This window comes from Peptoniphilus sp. BV3C26, assembly GCF_000478985.1.
GTDB classification, from domain to species: Bacteria; Bacillota; Clostridia; order Tissierellales; family Peptoniphilaceae; genus Peptoniphilus_B; species Peptoniphilus_B koenoeneniae.
In genome coordinates this window covers 24,736-42,302 of sequence record NZ_AWXB01000005.1, presented here as the reverse complement: position 1 = coordinate 42,302, position 17,567 = coordinate 24,736, and the positions used below count along the sequence as shown (strand labels likewise).

18 protein-coding genes are annotated in these 17,567 nt (G+C 31.2%); 16 read left to right on the top strand and 2 right to left on the bottom strand.

The window, feature by feature from the left end; genetic code table 11:
• Positions 1–2: 2 nt before the first annotated feature.
• From HMPREF1253_RS00475 to udk, 11 genes are all read left to right on the top strand, one after another.
• The gene (locus tag HMPREF1253_RS00475; protein WP_023054778.1) at positions 3–1,106 is read left to right on the top strand and encodes a cysteine desulfurase family protein; all 1,104 of its coding nucleotides are present in this window, start codon (positions 3–5) and stop codon (positions 1,104–1,106) included.
• Positions 1,099–2,343 (top strand): AI-2E family transporter, encoded by a 1,245-nt coding sequence (locus HMPREF1253_RS00470; RefSeq protein ID WP_023054865.1) that lies wholly within the window; start codon positions 1,099–1,101, stop codon positions 2,341–2,343. The genes HMPREF1253_RS00475 and HMPREF1253_RS00470 overlap by 8 nt, the downstream gene beginning before the upstream one ends.
• Positions 2,344–2,433: 90 nt before the next feature.
• Positions 2,434–5,043 carry an alanine--tRNA ligase gene (gene alaS / locus HMPREF1253_RS00465; protein ID WP_023054856.1) on the top strand — a complete coding sequence of 870 codons (2,610 nt, stop codon included), beginning with the start codon at positions 2,434–2,436 and terminating at the stop codon, positions 5,041–5,043.
• A gap of 92 nt (positions 5,044–5,135) precedes the next feature.
• Positions 5,136–5,393, top strand: coding sequence for an IreB family regulatory phosphoprotein (locus HMPREF1253_RS00460; protein WP_023054786.1), 258 nt, complete (start codon positions 5,136–5,138; stop codon positions 5,391–5,393).
• A gap of 36 nt (positions 5,394–5,429) precedes the next feature.
• Positions 5,430–5,855, top strand: a complete 426-nt coding sequence (ruvX, locus tag HMPREF1253_RS00455) for a Holliday junction resolvase RuvX (RefSeq protein WP_023054813.1) — start codon at positions 5,430–5,432, stop codon at positions 5,853–5,855.
• Complete coding sequence (locus tag HMPREF1253_RS00450; protein ID WP_023054769.1) at positions 5,848–6,093, top strand: DUF1292 domain-containing protein; 246 nt, start codon at positions 5,848–5,850, stop codon at positions 6,091–6,093. Before ruvX ends, HMPREF1253_RS00450 begins: the two co-directional genes overlap by 8 nt.
• Entirely contained in the window at positions 6,090–6,548 is a 459-nt protein-coding gene (locus HMPREF1253_RS00445; RefSeq protein WP_023054843.1) for a Fur family transcriptional regulator, read from the top strand. Before HMPREF1253_RS00450 ends, HMPREF1253_RS00445 begins: the two co-directional genes overlap by 4 nt.
• Positions 6,545–8,209: a ribonuclease J gene (locus HMPREF1253_RS00440; protein WP_023054787.1), complete on the top strand. Its 1,665-nt coding sequence runs from the start codon at positions 6,545–6,547 to the stop codon at positions 8,207–8,209. The genes HMPREF1253_RS00445 and HMPREF1253_RS00440 overlap by 4 nt, the downstream gene beginning before the upstream one ends.
• Positions 8,209–8,853 carry an O-methyltransferase gene (locus HMPREF1253_RS00435; RefSeq protein ID WP_023054807.1) on the top strand — a complete coding sequence of 215 codons (645 nt, stop codon included), beginning with the start codon at positions 8,209–8,211 and terminating at the stop codon, positions 8,851–8,853. Before HMPREF1253_RS00440 ends, HMPREF1253_RS00435 begins: the two co-directional genes overlap by 1 nt.
• Positions 8,846–10,072, top strand: a complete 1,227-nt coding sequence (locus HMPREF1253_RS00430; protein WP_023054850.1) for a U32 family peptidase — start codon at positions 8,846–8,848, stop codon at positions 10,070–10,072. Before HMPREF1253_RS00435 ends, HMPREF1253_RS00430 begins: the two co-directional genes overlap by 8 nt.
• Complete coding sequence (udk, locus tag HMPREF1253_RS00425) at positions 10,069–10,689, top strand: uridine kinase (protein ID WP_023054782.1); 621 nt, start codon at positions 10,069–10,071, stop codon at positions 10,687–10,689. The genes HMPREF1253_RS00430 and udk overlap by 4 nt, the downstream gene beginning before the upstream one ends.
• A gap of 237 nt (positions 10,690–10,926) precedes the next feature.
• Here udk and HMPREF1253_RS10005 read toward each other — a convergent pair whose 3' ends face one another.
• Positions 10,927–11,364 (bottom strand): PLP-dependent aminotransferase family protein, encoded by a 438-nt coding sequence (locus tag HMPREF1253_RS10005; protein WP_023054858.1) that lies wholly within the window; start codon positions 11,362–11,364, stop codon positions 10,927–10,929.
• Positions 11,315–12,055, bottom strand: a complete 741-nt coding sequence (locus HMPREF1253_RS00415) for an aminotransferase class I/II-fold pyridoxal phosphate-dependent enzyme (protein ID WP_023054828.1) — start codon at positions 12,053–12,055, stop codon at positions 11,315–11,317. The genes HMPREF1253_RS10005 and HMPREF1253_RS00415 overlap by 50 nt, the downstream gene beginning before the upstream one ends.
• 90 nt (positions 12,056–12,145) lie before the next feature.
• On the opposite strand from HMPREF1253_RS00415, the gene pdxS reads away from it, so the two are divergent.
• The 5 genes from pdxS (at position 12,146) to HMPREF1253_RS00390 (ending at position 17,558) form a co-directional block, all read left to right on the top strand.
• Positions 12,146–13,003 (top strand): pyridoxal 5'-phosphate synthase lyase subunit PdxS, encoded by an 858-nt coding sequence (gene pdxS, locus HMPREF1253_RS00410; RefSeq protein ID WP_023054796.1) that lies wholly within the window; start codon positions 12,146–12,148, stop codon positions 13,001–13,003.
• 389 nt (positions 13,004–13,392) lie between these two features.
• Positions 13,393–13,824 (top strand): division/cell wall cluster transcriptional repressor MraZ, encoded by a 432-nt coding sequence (gene mraZ, locus HMPREF1253_RS00405; protein WP_023054820.1) that lies wholly within the window; start codon positions 13,393–13,395, stop codon positions 13,822–13,824.
• Positions 13,825–14,778 (top strand): 16S rRNA (cytosine(1402)-N(4))-methyltransferase RsmH, encoded by a 954-nt coding sequence (gene rsmH, locus HMPREF1253_RS00400; RefSeq protein WP_023054790.1) that lies wholly within the window; start codon positions 13,825–13,827, stop codon positions 14,776–14,778.
• A complete protein-coding gene (locus tag HMPREF1253_RS00395; RefSeq protein WP_023054846.1) occupies positions 14,768–15,169 on the top strand; it encodes a septum formation initiator family protein in 402 nt (133 codons plus the stop codon). Before rsmH ends, HMPREF1253_RS00395 begins: the two co-directional genes overlap by 11 nt.
• 67 nt (positions 15,170–15,236) lie before the next feature.
• Complete coding sequence (locus tag HMPREF1253_RS00390) at positions 15,237–17,558, top strand: penicillin-binding transpeptidase domain-containing protein (RefSeq protein ID WP_023054783.1); 2,322 nt, start codon at positions 15,237–15,239, stop codon at positions 17,556–17,558.
• Positions 17,559–17,567: the final 9 nt, after the last annotated feature.

The window sequence follows — 17,567 nt, the reverse complement described above, 5'->3', positions numbered from 1 at the left end:
GTATGATTTATTTTGATAATGCGGCAACTACAAAAATACATCCTCAAGTCTTGGAAGAGATGTATGAAGCCTATAAAACAATAAGTGGCAACCCTTCAAGCGTATATTCTCTAGGGCAAGAAGCTAAAGGTGCCATTGAACATGCAAGACAAACAATAGCAAATATTATGGGAGTAAAACCTAAAGAAATCTATTTTACTTCCGGTGGAACTGAATCTGATAATTGGGCCATTAGAGGTTTATTAAAGGCCTCTAAAAAAAATCATTTAATAACCAGTACTATTGAACATCATGCTGTTTTGCACACGACAGAATATTTAAGAGAAAATGGTGCAAAAGTTGATTATGTAAAAGTTGACAAAGACGGCATCATAGATCTTGAGGAACTGGAAAGTCTTATTAGTGAAGATACAGGTTTAATAAGCATTATGACTGCAAACAATGAAATCGGAACAATAGAACCTATTGAAGAAATTTCAAAAATTGCAAAAGCTCACAATGTTTTATTTCACAGTGATGCGGTTCAAGGATTTTTTAATACTGATATTGATTTTAAAAAATTAGACGCAGCTTCAATGTCAGCTCATAAAATCAGAGGTCCTAAGGGTATTGGGATAATGTATTTAAGGGATGGCATAAAAATAGATAATTTAATCTTTGGAGGCTCACAAGAAAGAGGAAAAAGACCTGGTACAGAAAATGTGCAAGGAATTATAGGTCTTAGCAAGGCCTGCCAAATAAAAAGTCAAAATGACAATAGAGCCTATGTAAAAAGTTTAAGAGACTATTTAATAAAAAATTTGGAAGATTTAAAAATAAAAATTAACGGAAGTCTTGAAAAAAGATTGGTTGGCAATGTAAACTTTATATTAGAGGGAATTCATCAAAATATAACTTTAATGAAACTTGATTTAGCAGGTATATGTGCATCGGCAGGATCTGCTTGTACAGCAGGGTCCTTAAGTCCATCTCATGTTTTAAAAGCAATAGGCCTTAGCGATGAAGATGCAGCTTCTTCTATTAGGATTTCTTTAAACGAAGAAAACACCAAAGAAGAAATAGATGTTTTAATAAACCTACTAAAAAATGAGGTAAAGAATGAATAAAATTGAAACTGTTCAAAAATTTATTACGCCTAAATTTTTAAGCAATTCACTTACAATTCTTTTGGGAGTTTTAGTTTTTTTGTGCATTTATTATTTAATTAACATCGGTAATAAATACATTGAAAGAAACAAGAGAATAAGGATAGATATTCTCCTAATTTTAAAAATTGTTTTAGCCTTTATTATAGTAGGACTTGTTGTTTTAATTTTTAACAAATATCCAATTTTAAAAAATACGGCAGGAGCAATATTTATAGCGGCTATAATGGCCTTTATTATAAATCCCATAGTAAATAAGCTTGAAAAGAAGGGAATAAAAAGAGCATACGGAGTAATAATAGTGTATGTAATTTTTGCTCTTGTTATGGCAATTTTACTTGCAATTGTAATTCCTAAAACTGTAAGCGAAATTGGAAAATTAATTTCATCAACTCCTAAAATAATTGAAACTCTTTCCGACAAGGCAGATGAAATAACAAACAACTTGCAAAAGATGATGGAAGGAAAATTTGCAAACTTTGCAAACAAAAGTGATGTTAACATTGTTGAACAATTTGGAAAGAGATTTTTAGATATTATAAAGAATTATCAAGACAAACTTTTCAGCAGCATAGGCAACATTGCCAGCGGTATAAGCGGTATGCTTTCTGCTCTTGTAAGAATTTTCCTTGTTATGATATTTACATTTTATTTTACAGTTGACAAGGAAAAGGTTAAATCTTTTATAGTCAGAAATATACCTGAAAAATATAAAAGAGATGTAATGTATGTAGCCGTAAGAATAAATGATGCCCTTCTTGAATTTGTTAAGGGAAGGCTTTTAATGGCGATTTTTGTAGGTCTTATAACTATGATTGCACTTTTAATAGTAAGAGTGGACTTTGCAATAATTATAGGCTTTGTAACTTGCATAGCTGATATTATTCCATATATAGGACCTTTCTTAGGATTTTTGCCGGCAGTTTTATTTGCCTTTATGGATTCTCCAATGAAGGCACTTATTGTGGGAATTATATTTGTGCTGATACAATGGGCAGAAAATAATATAATTGCCCCCAAATTGTTGGGTGATAAAATTGGTTTAAATCCACTTCTAATATTAATAGCTATAATTATTGGAGGAGGAATGTTCGGCGTAATGGGAATGATTTTAGGAGTTCCACTTATTTCCGTAATAATTATTTTAATTGATTTTATAAAACTTAAATATTATGAAAGAAAAACCGGCATAAATTGACAAAGCCATTATTTAAATTTAAAATGTTAATAGTTAATTACTGTCCTCCTGTAATTGGGAGGACTTTTTAGAATAAAGGGGAATTTGTTAATGAAAAATTTAGGACTTCATGAAATAAGAAGGGAATATTTAAAATTTTTTGAATCAAAGGGACATTTAATTTTAAAGAGTTTTTCGCTTATACCGAAAAACGATAAATCCCTTCTTTTAATCGGTGCAGGCATGGCACCTATGAAAAAATATTTTACAGGAGAACTTACACCGCCAAGAAGAAGAGTTACAACATGTCAAAAATGTATTAGAACTGGTGATATTGAAAATGTAGGCCATACTGACAGACATGCTACATTTTTTGAAATGCTTGGGAATTTTTCTTTTGGAGATTATTTTAAACATGAAGCTATTAATTGGGCTTGGGAATTTTTAACTGAACATTTGGATATAAAACCGGAACAACTTTGGGCAACTGTATATTTAAATGATGATGAGGCCTTTAATATTTGGAAAAATGAAATAGGTCTTCCTGAAGATAGAATTGTAAGACTTGGAAAAGATGATAATTTCTGGGAACTTGAAGTTGGACCTTCAGGCCCCTGTAGTGAAATTTATGTAGACAGGGGAGAAAAATACGGTTGTGGTAAAGCTGATTGCAAACCGGGCTGTGATTGCGACAGATATATTGAAGTTTGGAACCTGGTATTTACACAATTTGATAAGGATGAAAAGGGAAATTATAATCCTCTTAAACATCCTAACATTGATACCGGAATGGGACTTGAAAGAATAGCAACAGTTCTCCAAGGAACAAATAACATTTTTGAAATTGATGCAATTCAAGATATCATAAAAGAAATTGAAAAAATTTCAGGATATAAATATGGAAGTGATAAGAACAAGGACATTTCCGTTAGAGTTATAACAGACCATATAAGAGCTATGACATTTATGATTTCCGATACCATAAGGCCCTCTAATGAAGGTAGAGGCTATGTATTAAGAAGACTTATAAGACGTGCTGCAAGACATGGAATTATTTTAGGTATAAAGAAATCTTTCTTGGCTGACCTGTGCGATCAAATTATAGATTCTTGGAGCGTAGAGTATGAAGAACTTAAAGAAAATAGAGAATCTATAAAAGAGGTAATAAGAAATGAAGAAGAAAAATTTCTTGAAACTCTTGATCAAGGCATGAACATTCTTGATACTTACGTTAAAAACATAGGTAAGGAAAAAACTCTATCAGGCCAAGATGCCTTTAAATTATATGACACTTATGGATTTCCTATTGATTTAACTAAAGAAATCTTAGCTGAAAGAGGCCTTAAGGTTGATGAAGAAGGCTTTGAAGAATTAATGGAAATGCAACGTCAAAGAGCAAGACAAGCAAGGGATATGGATAATATTGGCTGGACAAACAAAGAAGATGAACACCTATATGAAAATATAGAAAGTCAATTTGTAGGTTACGAAAGCGAAAAAACTCAAAGCCAAATTATAAAAATCATAAAAGACAATGAAGAAGTAGAAGAATTAAGCCAAGGCAAAGCTGTAATTTTACTTGATAAAACACCATTTTACGGGGAAAGTGGAGGACAAATCGGAGATACAGGTTTAATTAAGGGTAAAGATTTTATCTTTAAAGTTTTAGATACTAAAAAAACTTCAAAAGGAATCCACATTCAAATAGGTGAAGTTGAAAGTGGTATAGTAAAAAAAGGTCCTGTAGAAGCTCTGGTAGACTCACAAAGACGTAGAAACATAAGACGTAACCATTCGGTAACACATTTAGTTCATAGGGCTCTTAGAGAGGTTTTAGGAGACCATGTTCATCAAGCAGGTTCTCTTGTTACAGATTCTTATATGAGATTTGACTTCACTCACTTTGAAGCTATATCAGCACAAGATCTTAAGAAAGTTGAAGAAATTGTAAATCAAAAGATTTTCCAAGGCCTTGAAGTTGAAACTATAGTTACAAGTCCTGAAGAAGCATACAAGCTTGGAGCAGTAGGTCTTTTTGAAGAAAAATACGGAGATATAGTAAGAGTTGTAAAAATGGGAGATTTTTCAATGGAACTTTGCGGAGGAACCCATGTAAGAAACACTGCTGATATTTCCATGTTTAAGATTTTATCAGAAGGCGGAGTATCTTCAGGAGTAAGACGTATTGAATGTATAACAGGACCTAAAGTTTATGAATATTTAAATGAAAATTTGAAAACTGAAGAAGAAATTTGTAGTCTTTTAAAAACTAATAAGTCGGACATAATTTCAAAAATAAAAACAAACTCCAACGACTTAAAGGCTCTTAAAAAAGAACTTGAAGACTATAAATTACAAAGTGCAAAAAATAATGTTTCTGAAATTTTAAAGGCTTCTTATGAAATTGAAGGGGCAAAGGCTATAGTTTATAAATTTGAAGGAATTGATGTAAATACTTTGAGAAATATAGCTGACGAGGTAAAAGATAAACTTGGTCAATGTGTTCTTGTATTTTCAACTGTAAATGAAGGAAAATTAAACTTTATTGCAAGTGTAAGTAAGTCCCTTACAAATAAATATAATGCAGGAAATATTGTAAGAGAAGTTGCTAAGGTTACAGGAGGATCCGGAGGAGGAAGACCTGACATGGCAACTGCCGGAGGAAAAGATATTACGAAAGTTGATCAAGCGCTTGATAAAGCAAAAGAAATGATAAAATAAAAGAATCGGGTTTATCCCGATTTTTTTAATGCAAATGATAATTTTTAATAAAAAATGATAACAATGTGTTATAATTAATAAGGAGGGATTTTATGAGCGATATACATGAAACACAAGTTTTCAAAAAGCAAGATCTTGAAACGGAAAGAATACAAAATATTTTAAAAACTGTTTACAGTGCCTTGGAAGAAAAGGGTTATAATCCTATTGATCAAATAATAGGTTATATTTTATCAGGAGACCCTACTTATATTACAGGCTTTAACAATGCAAGGTCGATTATACAGGAAATTGAACGTGACGAATTATTGTCCGAATTATTAAAATCCTATTTAAGAAAAAAGATGTGAGAATTTCTCACATCTATTAAAATTCAGGAAATTATTATGGGAAGAATATTAGGACTTGATGTAGGAGATGTCTATATAGGAGTTGCCCTGTCTGATCCTTTCGGTATGATAGCCCAAAGTCTAACTACAATAAAAAGAATTTCAAAAGACCAAACATACGGGGAAATTAAAGAATTAATAGACAAATATGATGTAAAAAAAGTAGTGGCAGGCCTTCCTAAAAACATGAACAATACCCTTGGGCCTCAAAGCGAAAAAGTAATGAAATTTGCGGAAAAATTAAAAAATAAGTACAAAATAGAATTAATTTATGTGGACGAGAGAATGACAACACTTTCTGCTGAAAAAGTTTTAATAGAAGGGTCAGTAAGAAGAGAAAATAGAAAAAAATATATAGATAGGATTGCCGCAACTTATATATTACAAACTTACTTGGACACTCAAAGGAGAAACAATGGATAAACAGGTTTTTTTTGATGAAAAAGGACAAAAATTTGAATTTATAATCAGAGCAAAATTTGAAATAGATAATAAGGCTTATGTAGCTATGAGTCCTATTGAAGATGAGGAAAATCTTTATATTTTAAAAATTGCAAAAGATAAAGAGGGAAATGAGTATTTAAAAGGAATTGATGACGATGAATTAAATGAGGCTAAAGAAGCCTATGAAGAATTAATAGAAAAAGAGGAGGATATATGAAACTTGATAATGAATATGTAAAAAAAGTTTTAAAAGATAACGGATATAAGTTTACAAATCAAAGAGTAAAAATTTACAAGGTATTTGTAGACAATATGAATAAACACTTAACTACTGAGGAAGTTTTTAAAATTGTATCTAAAATTGACCCTGAAATCGGTATTGCAACTGTATATAGGACAGTTCTTTTATTTAACGAGTTGGGTCTTATAAGCCAAATTTCCTTTGGAGATAATATAACGAGATATGAAATAAAATTAAATAACAACGGCCACAATCACCACCATTTAATTTGCTTGGGATGTGGAAAGGTTCAGGAAGTAAAAATAGACTTACTTGACGATATAGAAAAAGAAGTTGAAAAAAATGAAGAATTTAAAATCATCGATCATCAATTAAAATTTACCGGCTACTGTAAAGATTGTTATAAAAAATTAGCCAAGGTGAAAAAATGAAAAACAATAACAAACTTAAACTTATTCCCCTTGGAGGTCTTCACGAAATAGGAAAGAACATGACCGTTCTTGAGTACAGAGACAATATAATTATTGTAGACTGCGGTATGACTTTTCCTGAAGATGAAATGCTTGGTATTGATGTAGTTATTCCTGATATAACTTATCTTATTAACAACAAGGAAAAAATAAAGGGACTTGTACTGACTCACGGTCATGAAGACCATATAGGTGCCATTCCTTATGCCCTTAAACAAGTGAATTTTCCAATTTACGGAACACCACTTACTATGGGACTTTTAGAAAACAAGTTAAAAGAACACAGACTTCCTAATGTAGATTTAAATGTAGTTCACCAAGGAGATACAATTAAGCTTGGTAAGTTTGAGATTGAATTTATAAGAGTAAATCACTCTATTCCAGATGCCTGTGCATTGGCGATAAAATCACCAATAGGAACGGTATTTTTTACAGGAGATTTTAAAGTAGATTTTACACCGATTTCTGGAGAACCTATAGATTTACAAAGACTTGGAGAAATAGGAAAGCGTGGGGTTCTTGCAATGGTAGGAGAATCTACAAATGTTTTGAGAAAGGGCTATTCTCTTTCAGAAAGCAATGTAGGAGAAACCTTTAACAGAATTTTTCAAGGGGCAACACCTCACAGAATAATTGTTGCAACATTTGCAAGCAATGTTCATAGAGTCCAACAAATAATTAATGCGGCAGAGCATTTTGGAAGAAAAGTTGTCCTTTCAGGTCGCAGTATGGAAACAATGATGGAAACTGCAAGAAGACTGGGCTATGTCCGTGTAAAAAAAGATACCATCATAGATATTAATTCTATGAAAAAATACAATGATGAAGAACTTGTTCTTATCACAACAGGTTCTCAAGGAGAGCCTATGAGTGCTCTTACAAGGATTGCTTTTGGAGAGCATAAAAAAATTCAGCTTACACCTAATGATATGATAATACTTTCAGCAACACCTATTCCAGGAAATGAAAACAGTGTTGCCAAGGTAATAAATAAATTACTTGAAAGTGGAGCACAGGTTGTATATGAAGCTCTAAGTGAAATTCACGTTTCGGGTCATGCTTGTCAAGAAGAATTAAAGATGATGTTATCATTAATAAAGCCTAAATATTTTATTCCGGCTCATGGAGAAGTAAGACACCTTTTAAAACACGCTACAATTGCAGAAAAAATGGGAATAAATGCCTCTAATATATTTATAATGGAAAATGGAAATTGCTTGGAATTTAATAATAAATCGGCAAGTATTATAGGTGATGTTCCATCGGGAAATATACTTGTAGACGGCTTAGGCATAGGCGATGTAGGAAATATTGTTTTAAGAGATAGAAAGCATCTTTCAGAAGATGGACTTATTGCAGTCGTTGTTACAATATCAAAACAAGAGGGAAAAGTTGTTTCAGGACCAGACATTATTTCAAGAGGATTTGTATATGTTAGAGAATCTGGAGATTTAATGGACGATGCAAGAGATGTCGTTAAGAGAACCTTAGATAGATGCACTAAAAAATCAATAAGTGATTGGTCAACTTTAAAGACAAGTATAAGAGAAGATTTAAGAAGTTATCTATACCATCAAACTAAGAGAAACCCAATGATTTTACCAATAATAATGGAAATATAATGAGCAATGTAACTTACGAATTTACAGAAGACTATATAAGAAGTCTGATTAAAGAAAAAGATGAACTTTTAATTGCAATGAGAGTTTATGCAGAAAAAAATCATGTTCCTATAATTGAAAAAGAATGTGAAGATTTCTATAAATTTTTGCTTAATATCCTTAAACCTGAAAAAATCTTGGAGCTTGGCACTGCTATAGGATATTCTGCCATAGTCTTTGCAAAAACAAGTGGAGCTTTTATTAAAAGTGTTGAAATTTCTGAGGATATGATAAAGCTCGCAGAAGAAAACATTAAAAATGCCAATTTGGAAAATAATATAAAAGTTATAAATAAAGATGCTCTGGAATTTTTGCTGGAAACAAAAGATTCTTATGACTTAATTTTTATTGATGCTGCAAAGGGTCAATATGAAAAATATTTTGATGAAGCTGTAAAACATTTAAATAGAGGCGGAACAATTATTTGTGACAATGTCTTATTTAGGGGAATGATTGCAAATCAAAATCTTGTAAAGAGAAGAAAAATAACAATTGTAAAAAGATTAAGAAAATTTTTAAATAGAATAAAAGATGATGGAAGCTACTCATCTACAATAGTTCCTATTGGAGATGGAGTATTGTTGGTTAGGAGGATTAGTGAATAAAATAGAATTACTTGCTCCTGCGGGAGATTTAAATAAACTGAAAACTGCAATAGATTATGGCGCCGATGCAGTTTATTTAGGCGGAGAAAGTTTTGGACTTAGAAAGGCTTCAAAAAATTTTTCCTTAGATCAAATAGAAGAAGGGGTTAAATATGCTCATGAAAGAAATAAAAATGTCCATGTAACTCTTAATATAGTACCCCACAACAAAGATATTTCAGGAATTGAAGAATATGCAAAAGCCTTACAAGATATAGGAGTTGATGCTGTAATTGTGTCAGATCCGGGTATGTTTATGAGAATTAAAAATGCTGCGGATAAATTAGATATACACATTTCAACACAAGGTTCAGTAACAAATTCATCTACAGTTCAATTTTGGCAACAAATGGGAGCCAAAAGAGTTGTCCTTGCAAGAGAACTATCCCTTGAAGAAATAAAGGAAATAATAAGGGAAACTCACGATATAGAAATAGAAACTTTTGCCCATGGAGCAATGTGTATGTCTTATTCAGGCAGATGCCTTTTATCAAATTATATGACAGGAAGAGATGCAAACATGGGAGATTGTGCTCAACCTTGCAGATATAAATATTATCTTGTAGAAGAAAAAAGACCGGGGGAATATTTTCCCATAGAAGAACATGAAGAAGGGTCTTTTATTATGAATTCTAAAGATCTTTGCATGATAGACCATATAGATGATTTAATTGAAGCCGGAATCAGATCTTTGAAAATTGAGGGAAGAGTAAAAAGTGAATATTACCTTGCCACAACTATAAGGTCTTATAGGATGGCTATTGATGAATATTATAAAGATCCTAAAAATTATAAATATGATCCCTATCTTATGGAAGAACTTAAAAAAGTTTCTCACAGAGATTGGACAAAGGGATTTTTTTATGGAAAAGTTAAAAGCGATTCACAAGTTTATACTGACAATTCCTATATTAGAGGCTACGATTTCATAGGAATTGTATTGGATTATGATGAAGAAAGTAAAATGGCAACAGTGGAAATGAGAAACAGAGTTTTTGATGGAGATACTGTTGAAATTTTTGGACCTGGCAAAAAACATTTTACTCAAAAAATTGAGGGTATGTTCGATAAGAATAATAAGCCAATTGACCTTGCAAATAAGGTTCAAATGATTTTTAAATTTAAAATAAAAGAGCCGGTCGCTTATAATTATATGATAAGAAGGAAGAATGAGGAATGAAAAAACCTGTAGTAATTGGAATAGCTGGAGGAAGCGGAAGCGGAAAATCAACTGTAACAAAAGAACTTATAAAATTAATTGACAAAGATTCAGTTACAGTTATTGAACAAGACTCCTATTATAAAGATCAATCAGATAAACCCTTCGAAGAAAGAATAAAGACAAACTACGATCACCCCTTTGCTTTTGACAATGATCTTTTAATTTCTCAACTTAAGGATTTAATAGATGGCAAAACAATTGAAAAACCAATTTATGATTTTGAAGTTCACAACAGAAAAAAAGAAAGGGAAAATGTAAGCCCATCAGATGTAATAATCCTTGAAGGAATTTTAATTTTAACAGAAGAAAAAATAAGAGAACTTCTTGATATAAAAGTATTTGTGGATACAGATAGTGATGTTAGGATTATAAGAAGAATTTTAAGGGACTTAAAAGAAAGAGGCAGGACTTTAGATTCTGTAATTTTACAGTATATGTCCAGTGTAAGACCTGCCCATTTGCAATTTGTAGAGCCTTCAAAAAGATATGCGGATATAATTATCCCAGAAGGAGGCTACAACAAAGTTGCCATTGATTTAATAAATACAAAAATTCAACAAGTTTTAAATTCTTAAGAAATAGAATTAATAAGTTCAATAATTTTATTAATTCCTTCTTCAAGAGAAGTTTTTGACATGTTACCGAAGCCGAGTATTAATCTCGGCTTTTTGTATTTTATAGGTCTGCTTAAAAAATTTGAAATTCCCTGAATAAAAATAGAATTATCTCTTAAATATTTTATAAGCTCCTCTTCACTAATAGAAGTATCAACCTCTAAAATAAAATGAAGGCCGGCTTTTTTATCAAAGACTTTAAATTTTTTTGGTTTTTAAAAGAGAAAGGGCAAACTTTCGCCTTTCATCGTATAATTTTCTCATTTTATTTAAATGTCTTTCAAAAAAGCCTCCGTCTATAAATTTAGAAAGAGAAATTTGAATAAGGTTCGGAACAGGGCAATTTAAAAAAGGTTTTAAATCTTCATATTTTTTTAAAAGGTCCTTTGGCAAAATCATATAGCTTACACGAAGAGTAGGTGAAATTGATTTTGAAAAATTGGAAATATAAATAACCCTATCAATTTTATCCAAACTTTTTAAAGCGGGGATAGGTCTTCCGTAATATTTAAACTCACTGTCATAGTCATCTTCAATAATGAAACCGGAAACTTTATTTGAAAAATTTAAAAGCTTTATTCTTCTGTCAATGGGAAGTATTGAGCCGACAGGAAATTGGTGAGATGGGGTAACCAAAAAAATATTTGAATTTTTTTGGAATTTTTGATGGATTTATTCCATAATCGTCTACATCGGTAAAATCATATTTAAAGCCATTAAGATCAAATAATTTTAAAAGATTTTTATAACCGGGATTTTCTAAAGTAAATTTTGAATTTTTAGGCAAAATATAAAAAAGAGCCTGAAATAAATATTCTATACCGGAACTTACAATTATACTCTGAGGATTAGTTTTAATGCCTCTTGCAGACAACAAATAATTTGCAATGGAATTTCTAAGTTCATAAAGACCTTTGGGATCTCTTGTATTTAAGAGATTTTCTAAAGATAGGGATTCATTAATTAATTTTTTAAAATTAGTGTTTGGAAAATTAAAAGTTGAATTTTTATTTAAATCAAAATCATACTTATAATTTAAAAATTTTTTGGAGATTAAATTTTTTTCTTCTTTTTTTATATTAATAAGGTTATCAATATCGGCAACAAAAAAGCCTACTCTTTCCTTTGAATAAATGTAGCCCTCATCCATTAAAGTTTCATAAGCGGAAGTAACTGTATTAACGGAAACTCCAAGATGATTTGACAAATTTCTCTTAGAAGGCAAGGGAGTACCGCTTTTTAAATTTCCAAAAATAATTTCATTTCTTATGTGATTGTAAAGTTGTAAAAATAAAGGTTCATCTTTATTAAAATTTAAAGTTATCATCTGGTACCTCGAAAATAAATAGTTTTGATACTTTTGATGATATCAAAAAACGCTTATAATGTCATTAAAATAATAAATGAGAGGTAAAATATGAATAAAAAATTTATTGAACTTACAAACTCCTTAAAGGGTGGAGTAATTATGGATGTAACAAGCCCTGAACAAGCAAAAATTGCAGAAGAAGCTGGAGCAGTTGCAGTTATGGCTCTCGAAAGAATTCCTGCCGACATTAGAGCTGTGGGAGGAGTATCAAGAATGAGTGATCCTAAGATGATTAAAGAAATTAAAAAAACAGTAAAAATTCCTGTAATGGCAAAATGCAGAATAGGACATTTTGTTGAAGCATCAATCCTTGAAGCTATAGGAATAGACTACATAGATGAATCTGAAGTCTTAACTCCGGCAGACAACGATAACCACATTGATAAGAAAAACTTTAAAACACCTTTTGTATGTGGCGCAAGAGATTTAGGAGAAGCTTTGAGAAGAATTGAAGAAGGGGCTTCTATGATCAGAACAAAAGGTGAAGCAGGAACAGGAGATGTTTCTCAAGCTGTAAATCATTTAAGAAAAATCATAGGTCAAATGTCTTTTGTAGCAAGTTTAAAAGAAGACGAATTATATAAAACAGCAAAAGAAATGCAAGTAAGTTATGAACTTTTAAAATATGTTCATGACAATAAAAAACTTCCAGTTGCAAACTTTAGTGCTGGCGGAGTGGCAACACCAGCAGACGCAGCTCTTATGAGAAGATTAGGAGCTGAAGGAGTATTTGTAGGATCAGGAATTTTTAAATCAAATAATCCAGAAAAAAGAGCTAAAGCAATTGTAAAGGCAGTTGAAAATTACATGGATGACAAAATAATTGCTGAAGTATCTGAAGATCTTGGAGAAGCAATGGTTGGCATAAATGAAGAAGAAATAAAAATAATAATGGCTAACAGATAGAATTTCATAATTTATCTAACTCCTATAAACCCATCGATTAAGTCGATGGGATTTTTTTATTTAAACAAAAATAAAATGCTTCACATAGAGCATAAAAAATATTTAAAAAAATTGGTTTTGATTTCTCGCACAGATATTTATGAAAAATATAGAGACCAATTTTATTGGTTCGGCGGCCTTAGCCAAATGAAATAAAATAAAAAATAATGCTTCACATATGGCATAAAAAATAAAAAACAAAAAATGTTTCAAATAAATCATAAAAAATTAAAAAATTTTTTTAAAATATTGAAAATAACTAAAATTACAGTAGATTTACCTGATGAGATGGTGTAAAATATAAGCAAATGGAGTAATATGGTTTAAAATGGAGTAAAAGGGAGAAAAAAATGCTTATAGGCCAATACAATCTCACCCTCGATGAAAGAGGAAGAATAACAATTCCATCTAAATTTCGTGATTCAATTTTAGGAGATTTTGTACTTACTAAAGGCTTAGATAATTGTGTCTTTTTATATCCTAAAAATGAATGGGAGAGAATAACCTCCAAACTTAAAGAACTACCACTTTCAAATAAAAATGCCAGAGCATTTCTTAGGAACTTTTACTCCGGAGCCGTTACTTCATCTATTGATAAACAGGGTAGAGTTTTGCTCCCTCAAAATCTTAGAGACCATGCTGAAATGGGAAAAGAACTTGTGATTATAGGTCTTGATACGAGGGCTGAAATATGGGCACAAGACAAGTGGGAAGAATTTAATTCTCAAGAAGGATTAAGTTACGAAGAACAAGCCCAAACTTTAGATCAGTTAGGTATATAAATGAAATTTGAACACACTCCGGTTTTATTTGATGAAACCATAAATTTATTAAATATAAGAAAAAATAAAATATATGTAGACGGAACTTTAGGCGGAGCGGGACATTCATCGGAAATACTTAGAAGACTTGAAGGAACAGGTCTATTAATAGGCATTGATCAGGATAAGATAGCTTTAGAAGCGTCAGAGAAGAGATTATCTAAAATTAATCAAAACTATAAATTGTTTCACAACAATTATGGAAATTTTGAAGAAGTTTTAAATTCATTAGATATAGATAAGGTTGACGGAATTTTACTTGATCTTGGAGTAAGCTCATATCAATTTGACCAGGGAGACAGAGGTTTTTCTTATAAATATGACGGGCCTCTTGATATGAGAATGGACGATTCCATGGAAATAAGTGCTAAAGATATTGTCAATGACTATTCTAAGGAAGATTTAATCAGAATTTTCAGGCAATATGGTGAAGAAAAGTGGTCTCAAAGAATTGCGGAATTTATTGTAGAAAAAAGAAATGAGAAAAAAATTGAAACTACTTTCGAGCTGGTTGATATTATAAAAGCTGCAATTCCTATGAAATTCAGAGCAAAAGGTCCCCATCCTGCAAAAAGAGTTTTCCAAGCTTTAAGAATAGAAACTAACAATGAGATAGGTGTGTTGAGAAAAAGCCTTGGAAAAATGATAGAGAGACTTAATGTGGGTGGGAGAATATGTGTAATATCTTTTCATTCTCTTGAAGACAGGATAGTTAAAGAAACTTTTAAATATTACTACCTTGATTGTATTTGTCCACCGGAAATGCCCTACTGCAATTGCGATAAAAAAAGGGAAATAGAAATTATTACAAGAAAACCTATAGTAGCTTCAAAAGAAGAGCTTGAAGAAAATAACAGAGCGCACTCAGCAAAATTAAGATGTGCGGAAAAAATTGGAGATAGCCATGAAGGGTAAGTTAAAAAGGCAAAAAAGCCTTATAAGAAAAAGAAAAATTAAAATGTCTAACATGCCACTTGTACTTACTTGTATACTTGTTATAATATTATCTATAGTTGTAACAGCTCTTCAAGCACAAATTTCAAATTTAGATAGAGCATTGATAAAACAAGAAAGCGAAATAAAAGATCTTGAAAATACAAAATTGTCTCTTGAAGGAGAAATAAAAGGAATTATAAGTTCTCAAGAAATTCAAGATGCAGCAATGTATAAACTTGGAATGGTTCATCCGGATGAAAAACAAATTGTTTACATAGATGTCAAGGAAGATAAAAAACAAAAAGATGTTAACAACAACGTATTTTTAAGTCCCATAGTTTCAGTTATTAAATCATTTACTAAAAATTAACTGGGGAGGCAGTTTTGAAATTAAACAACCGTAAAGATAAAACCGGGGAAAAAGTAAAAAAACAATTGTGAGTTCTAACAAGAGGATTTTTTTTACATTAACAGTCCTGGTTTTTTTATTTATTTTAATTGCCGTAAGGCTATTATATATACAAGCTTTTGAATCTGAAGAACTTACAAAAGCAGCTTTAAGACAACTTACAAAACAAGAAAGTATTCAATCCAATAGAGGATTAATTTATGACAGAAATAAAAAGGTTATGGCATTAAATGTTTCTAAATCTACTATTTATTACGATTCAAGCCTAATAATTCCTCGTGGGGGAAAAAACAAGGGCAAGAGAGAATCTGATCAGCAATATGAAGACAGAATGGCAAAATTTAACATTGACAGGAAAAAAACCTTAGAAGAAGATGCAACAAGTCTTGCTAATATTTTAAATTTAAATAGGGAAGATTTACTTTTGCAAATAAGTCAAGATAAAATGGTGAGAATTGCCAGAGATGTTGATAGAAAAGTTGCCTTAAAAATAAGAGAATTAAATAATCCCAGAATAAGTAATGAAGACTATATAAAAAGATTTTATCCTTTCGGAAAATCAGCAGCCCATGTCTTAGGATTTTTAAATAATGAAAACTTCGGAATTTATGGTCTTGAATCTTATTATGATGATGAATTGTCAGGAATCGCGGGAAAATCAATAAAAATAAAAAGTGAACAGCAGCAACAAATACCAATGACAAAAGAAGAAAACTATGCCCCAAAAAACGGTTTTAATTTAGTATCTTCAATAGATGTAAACATTCAAAATTTTGCTGATGAAGCTGCTCAAAAAGCCTATAATTTATATGAACCAGATAAGGTTTCAATTATAGTTCAGGATACAAAAACTGCACAAATTCTTGCCATGGTAAATTTAGATGAATATGATCCAAATGAGCCGAGAAATCCTATAAATAAAAAACAAGAAGAGGAATGGAAAGGACTAAAAGATAGTGATAAAGTTGATCTTTGGGCAGAAAACTGGAAAAATTTTTCAGTTGAATCTCAATATGAACCAGGATCAACATTTAAACTTATAACTGCTGCTGCTGCCATTGAAGAAGCGACTACAAATCCAAGTAGAGTTTATACCTGCCCAGGAGTTTTAACTGACATGAAGGGAGTTAAAATTTCATGTACTTCAAAAAACAGGGGACCCAGAACTTTTTTAGAGGCAATGGAAGAATCTTGCAACATAACCCTTGTAAAAGTAGGAAGAGAATTGGGGCCTGAAAGATTTTTAAAATATATAAGAGCTTTCGGATTTGGAGATAAGACGGGAATTGATCTTAAAGGAGAAGTAAATGGTACAATACCTAAAGATCCTAAACATATATCAAAAGTAAGTATTTCTACAATGAGCTATGGCCATGGTATAGCTGTTACTCCAATCCAATTAATCAATGCTGTTTCCGCCATAGGAAACGGGGGATTTTTAAATGAACCCAGGATTATAAAAGAAGTTGTAGATAATGATGGAAATATAATTGAAAAATTTAAAACCAATACTTTAAGAAGGGTTATTTCTCAAGAAACTTCAAAAACTCTTAAAGACATAATGGCAAAAGTTGTTGAAGAAGGAACAGGTAAGAAGGCGCAAGTTCCAGGATATAAAATAGGGGGAAAAACAGGGACAGCCTATATAGCATCTGCTAATGGTTATGAAGATGAATATAACTCCTCTTTTATAGGACTTGCACCGGCAATGGATCCTCAAATAACAGTTTTAGTAGTAATAAATAGACCGAAGGGAGATTTTTATGGAGCAACTGTAGCTGCTCCCATTGCCCAAGAAGTTATGGCTAAATCTCTTGAGTATTTAAAAGTACCTAAAACTGAAAAAGTTGATGAAAATGCCTTAAAAGAAGATATTGAAGTTCCTGATGTAACAAATAGACTTGTAATTGATGCGGGAAAAATTTTGGTCGATGCAGGACTTAGATTTAATACTCCAAATAAAAACACAAAGGACTCATCTGTTGTAATTTCACAAAACCCAAAAGCGGGAAGTATTGTAAAAAACGGAACAATTATTGATGTTGAGTTAAATGATCCTGACGAAGAAAAAATAATGCCTCTTATGACAGGAATGAAAGACCAGCAAGCAGAATCTATTTTAAAAGCTCTTAACATAGAGTATAATATTGTAGGCAACGGTTCTATAGTATCTCAAAAACCTCTTCCTGGTACGAGACTGACTGAAGAATCAAAAATTCTATTAAAATGTGACAATTTAACTAATTATGATGAAAATAAATCTGAAGATGAAAATTCTTTTGAAGAAAAAAACAGTCACAAAGAAAATGGAAAAAACAATAATGAAAATAATAATAAAAAAAATAGATGAAAGAGAGAT

Excerpts from the sequence above, each read along its gene's own strand:
- HMPREF1253_RS00475 (WP_023054778.1), top strand. The coding sequence starts at position 3 with ATGATTTATTTTGATAATGCGGCAACTACAAAAATACATCCTCAAGTC.
- HMPREF1253_RS00470 (WP_023054865.1), top strand. The coding sequence starts at position 1,099 with ATGAATAAAATTGAAACTGTTCAAAAATTTATTACGCCTAAATTTTTA.
- alaS (WP_023054856.1), top strand. The coding sequence starts at position 2,434 with ATGAAAAATTTAGGACTTCATGAAATAAGAAGGGAATATTTAAAATTT.
- HMPREF1253_RS00460 (WP_023054786.1), top strand. The coding sequence starts at position 5,136 with ATGAGCGATATACATGAAACACAAGTTTTCAAAAAGCAAGATCTTGAA.
- ruvX (WP_023054813.1), top strand. The coding sequence starts at position 5,430 with ATGGGAAGAATATTAGGACTTGATGTAGGAGATGTCTATATAGGAGTT.
- HMPREF1253_RS00450 (WP_023054769.1), top strand. The coding sequence starts at position 5,848 with ATGGATAAACAGGTTTTTTTTGATGAAAAAGGACAAAAATTTGAATTT.
- HMPREF1253_RS00445 (WP_023054843.1), top strand. The coding sequence starts at position 6,090 with ATGAAACTTGATAATGAATATGTAAAAAAAGTTTTAAAAGATAACGGA.
- HMPREF1253_RS00440 (WP_023054787.1), top strand. The coding sequence starts at position 6,545 with ATGAAAAACAATAACAAACTTAAACTTATTCCCCTTGGAGGTCTTCAC.
- HMPREF1253_RS00435 (WP_023054807.1), top strand. The coding sequence starts at position 8,209 with ATGAGCAATGTAACTTACGAATTTACAGAAGACTATATAAGAAGTCTG.
- udk (WP_023054782.1), top strand. The coding sequence starts at position 10,069 with ATGAAAAAACCTGTAGTAATTGGAATAGCTGGAGGAAGCGGAAGCGGA.
- HMPREF1253_RS00415 (WP_023054828.1), bottom strand. The coding sequence starts at position 12,055 with ATGATAACTTTAAATTTTAATAAAGATGAACCTTTATTTTTACAACTT.
- pdxS (WP_023054796.1), top strand. The coding sequence starts at position 12,146 with ATGAATAAAAAATTTATTGAACTTACAAACTCCTTAAAGGGTGGAGTA.
- mraZ (WP_023054820.1), top strand. The coding sequence starts at position 13,393 with ATGCTTATAGGCCAATACAATCTCACCCTCGATGAAAGAGGAAGAATA.
- rsmH (WP_023054790.1), top strand. The coding sequence starts at position 13,825 with ATGAAATTTGAACACACTCCGGTTTTATTTGATGAAACCATAAATTTA.
- HMPREF1253_RS00395 (WP_023054846.1), top strand. The coding sequence starts at position 14,768 with ATGAAGGGTAAGTTAAAAAGGCAAAAAAGCCTTATAAGAAAAAGAAAA.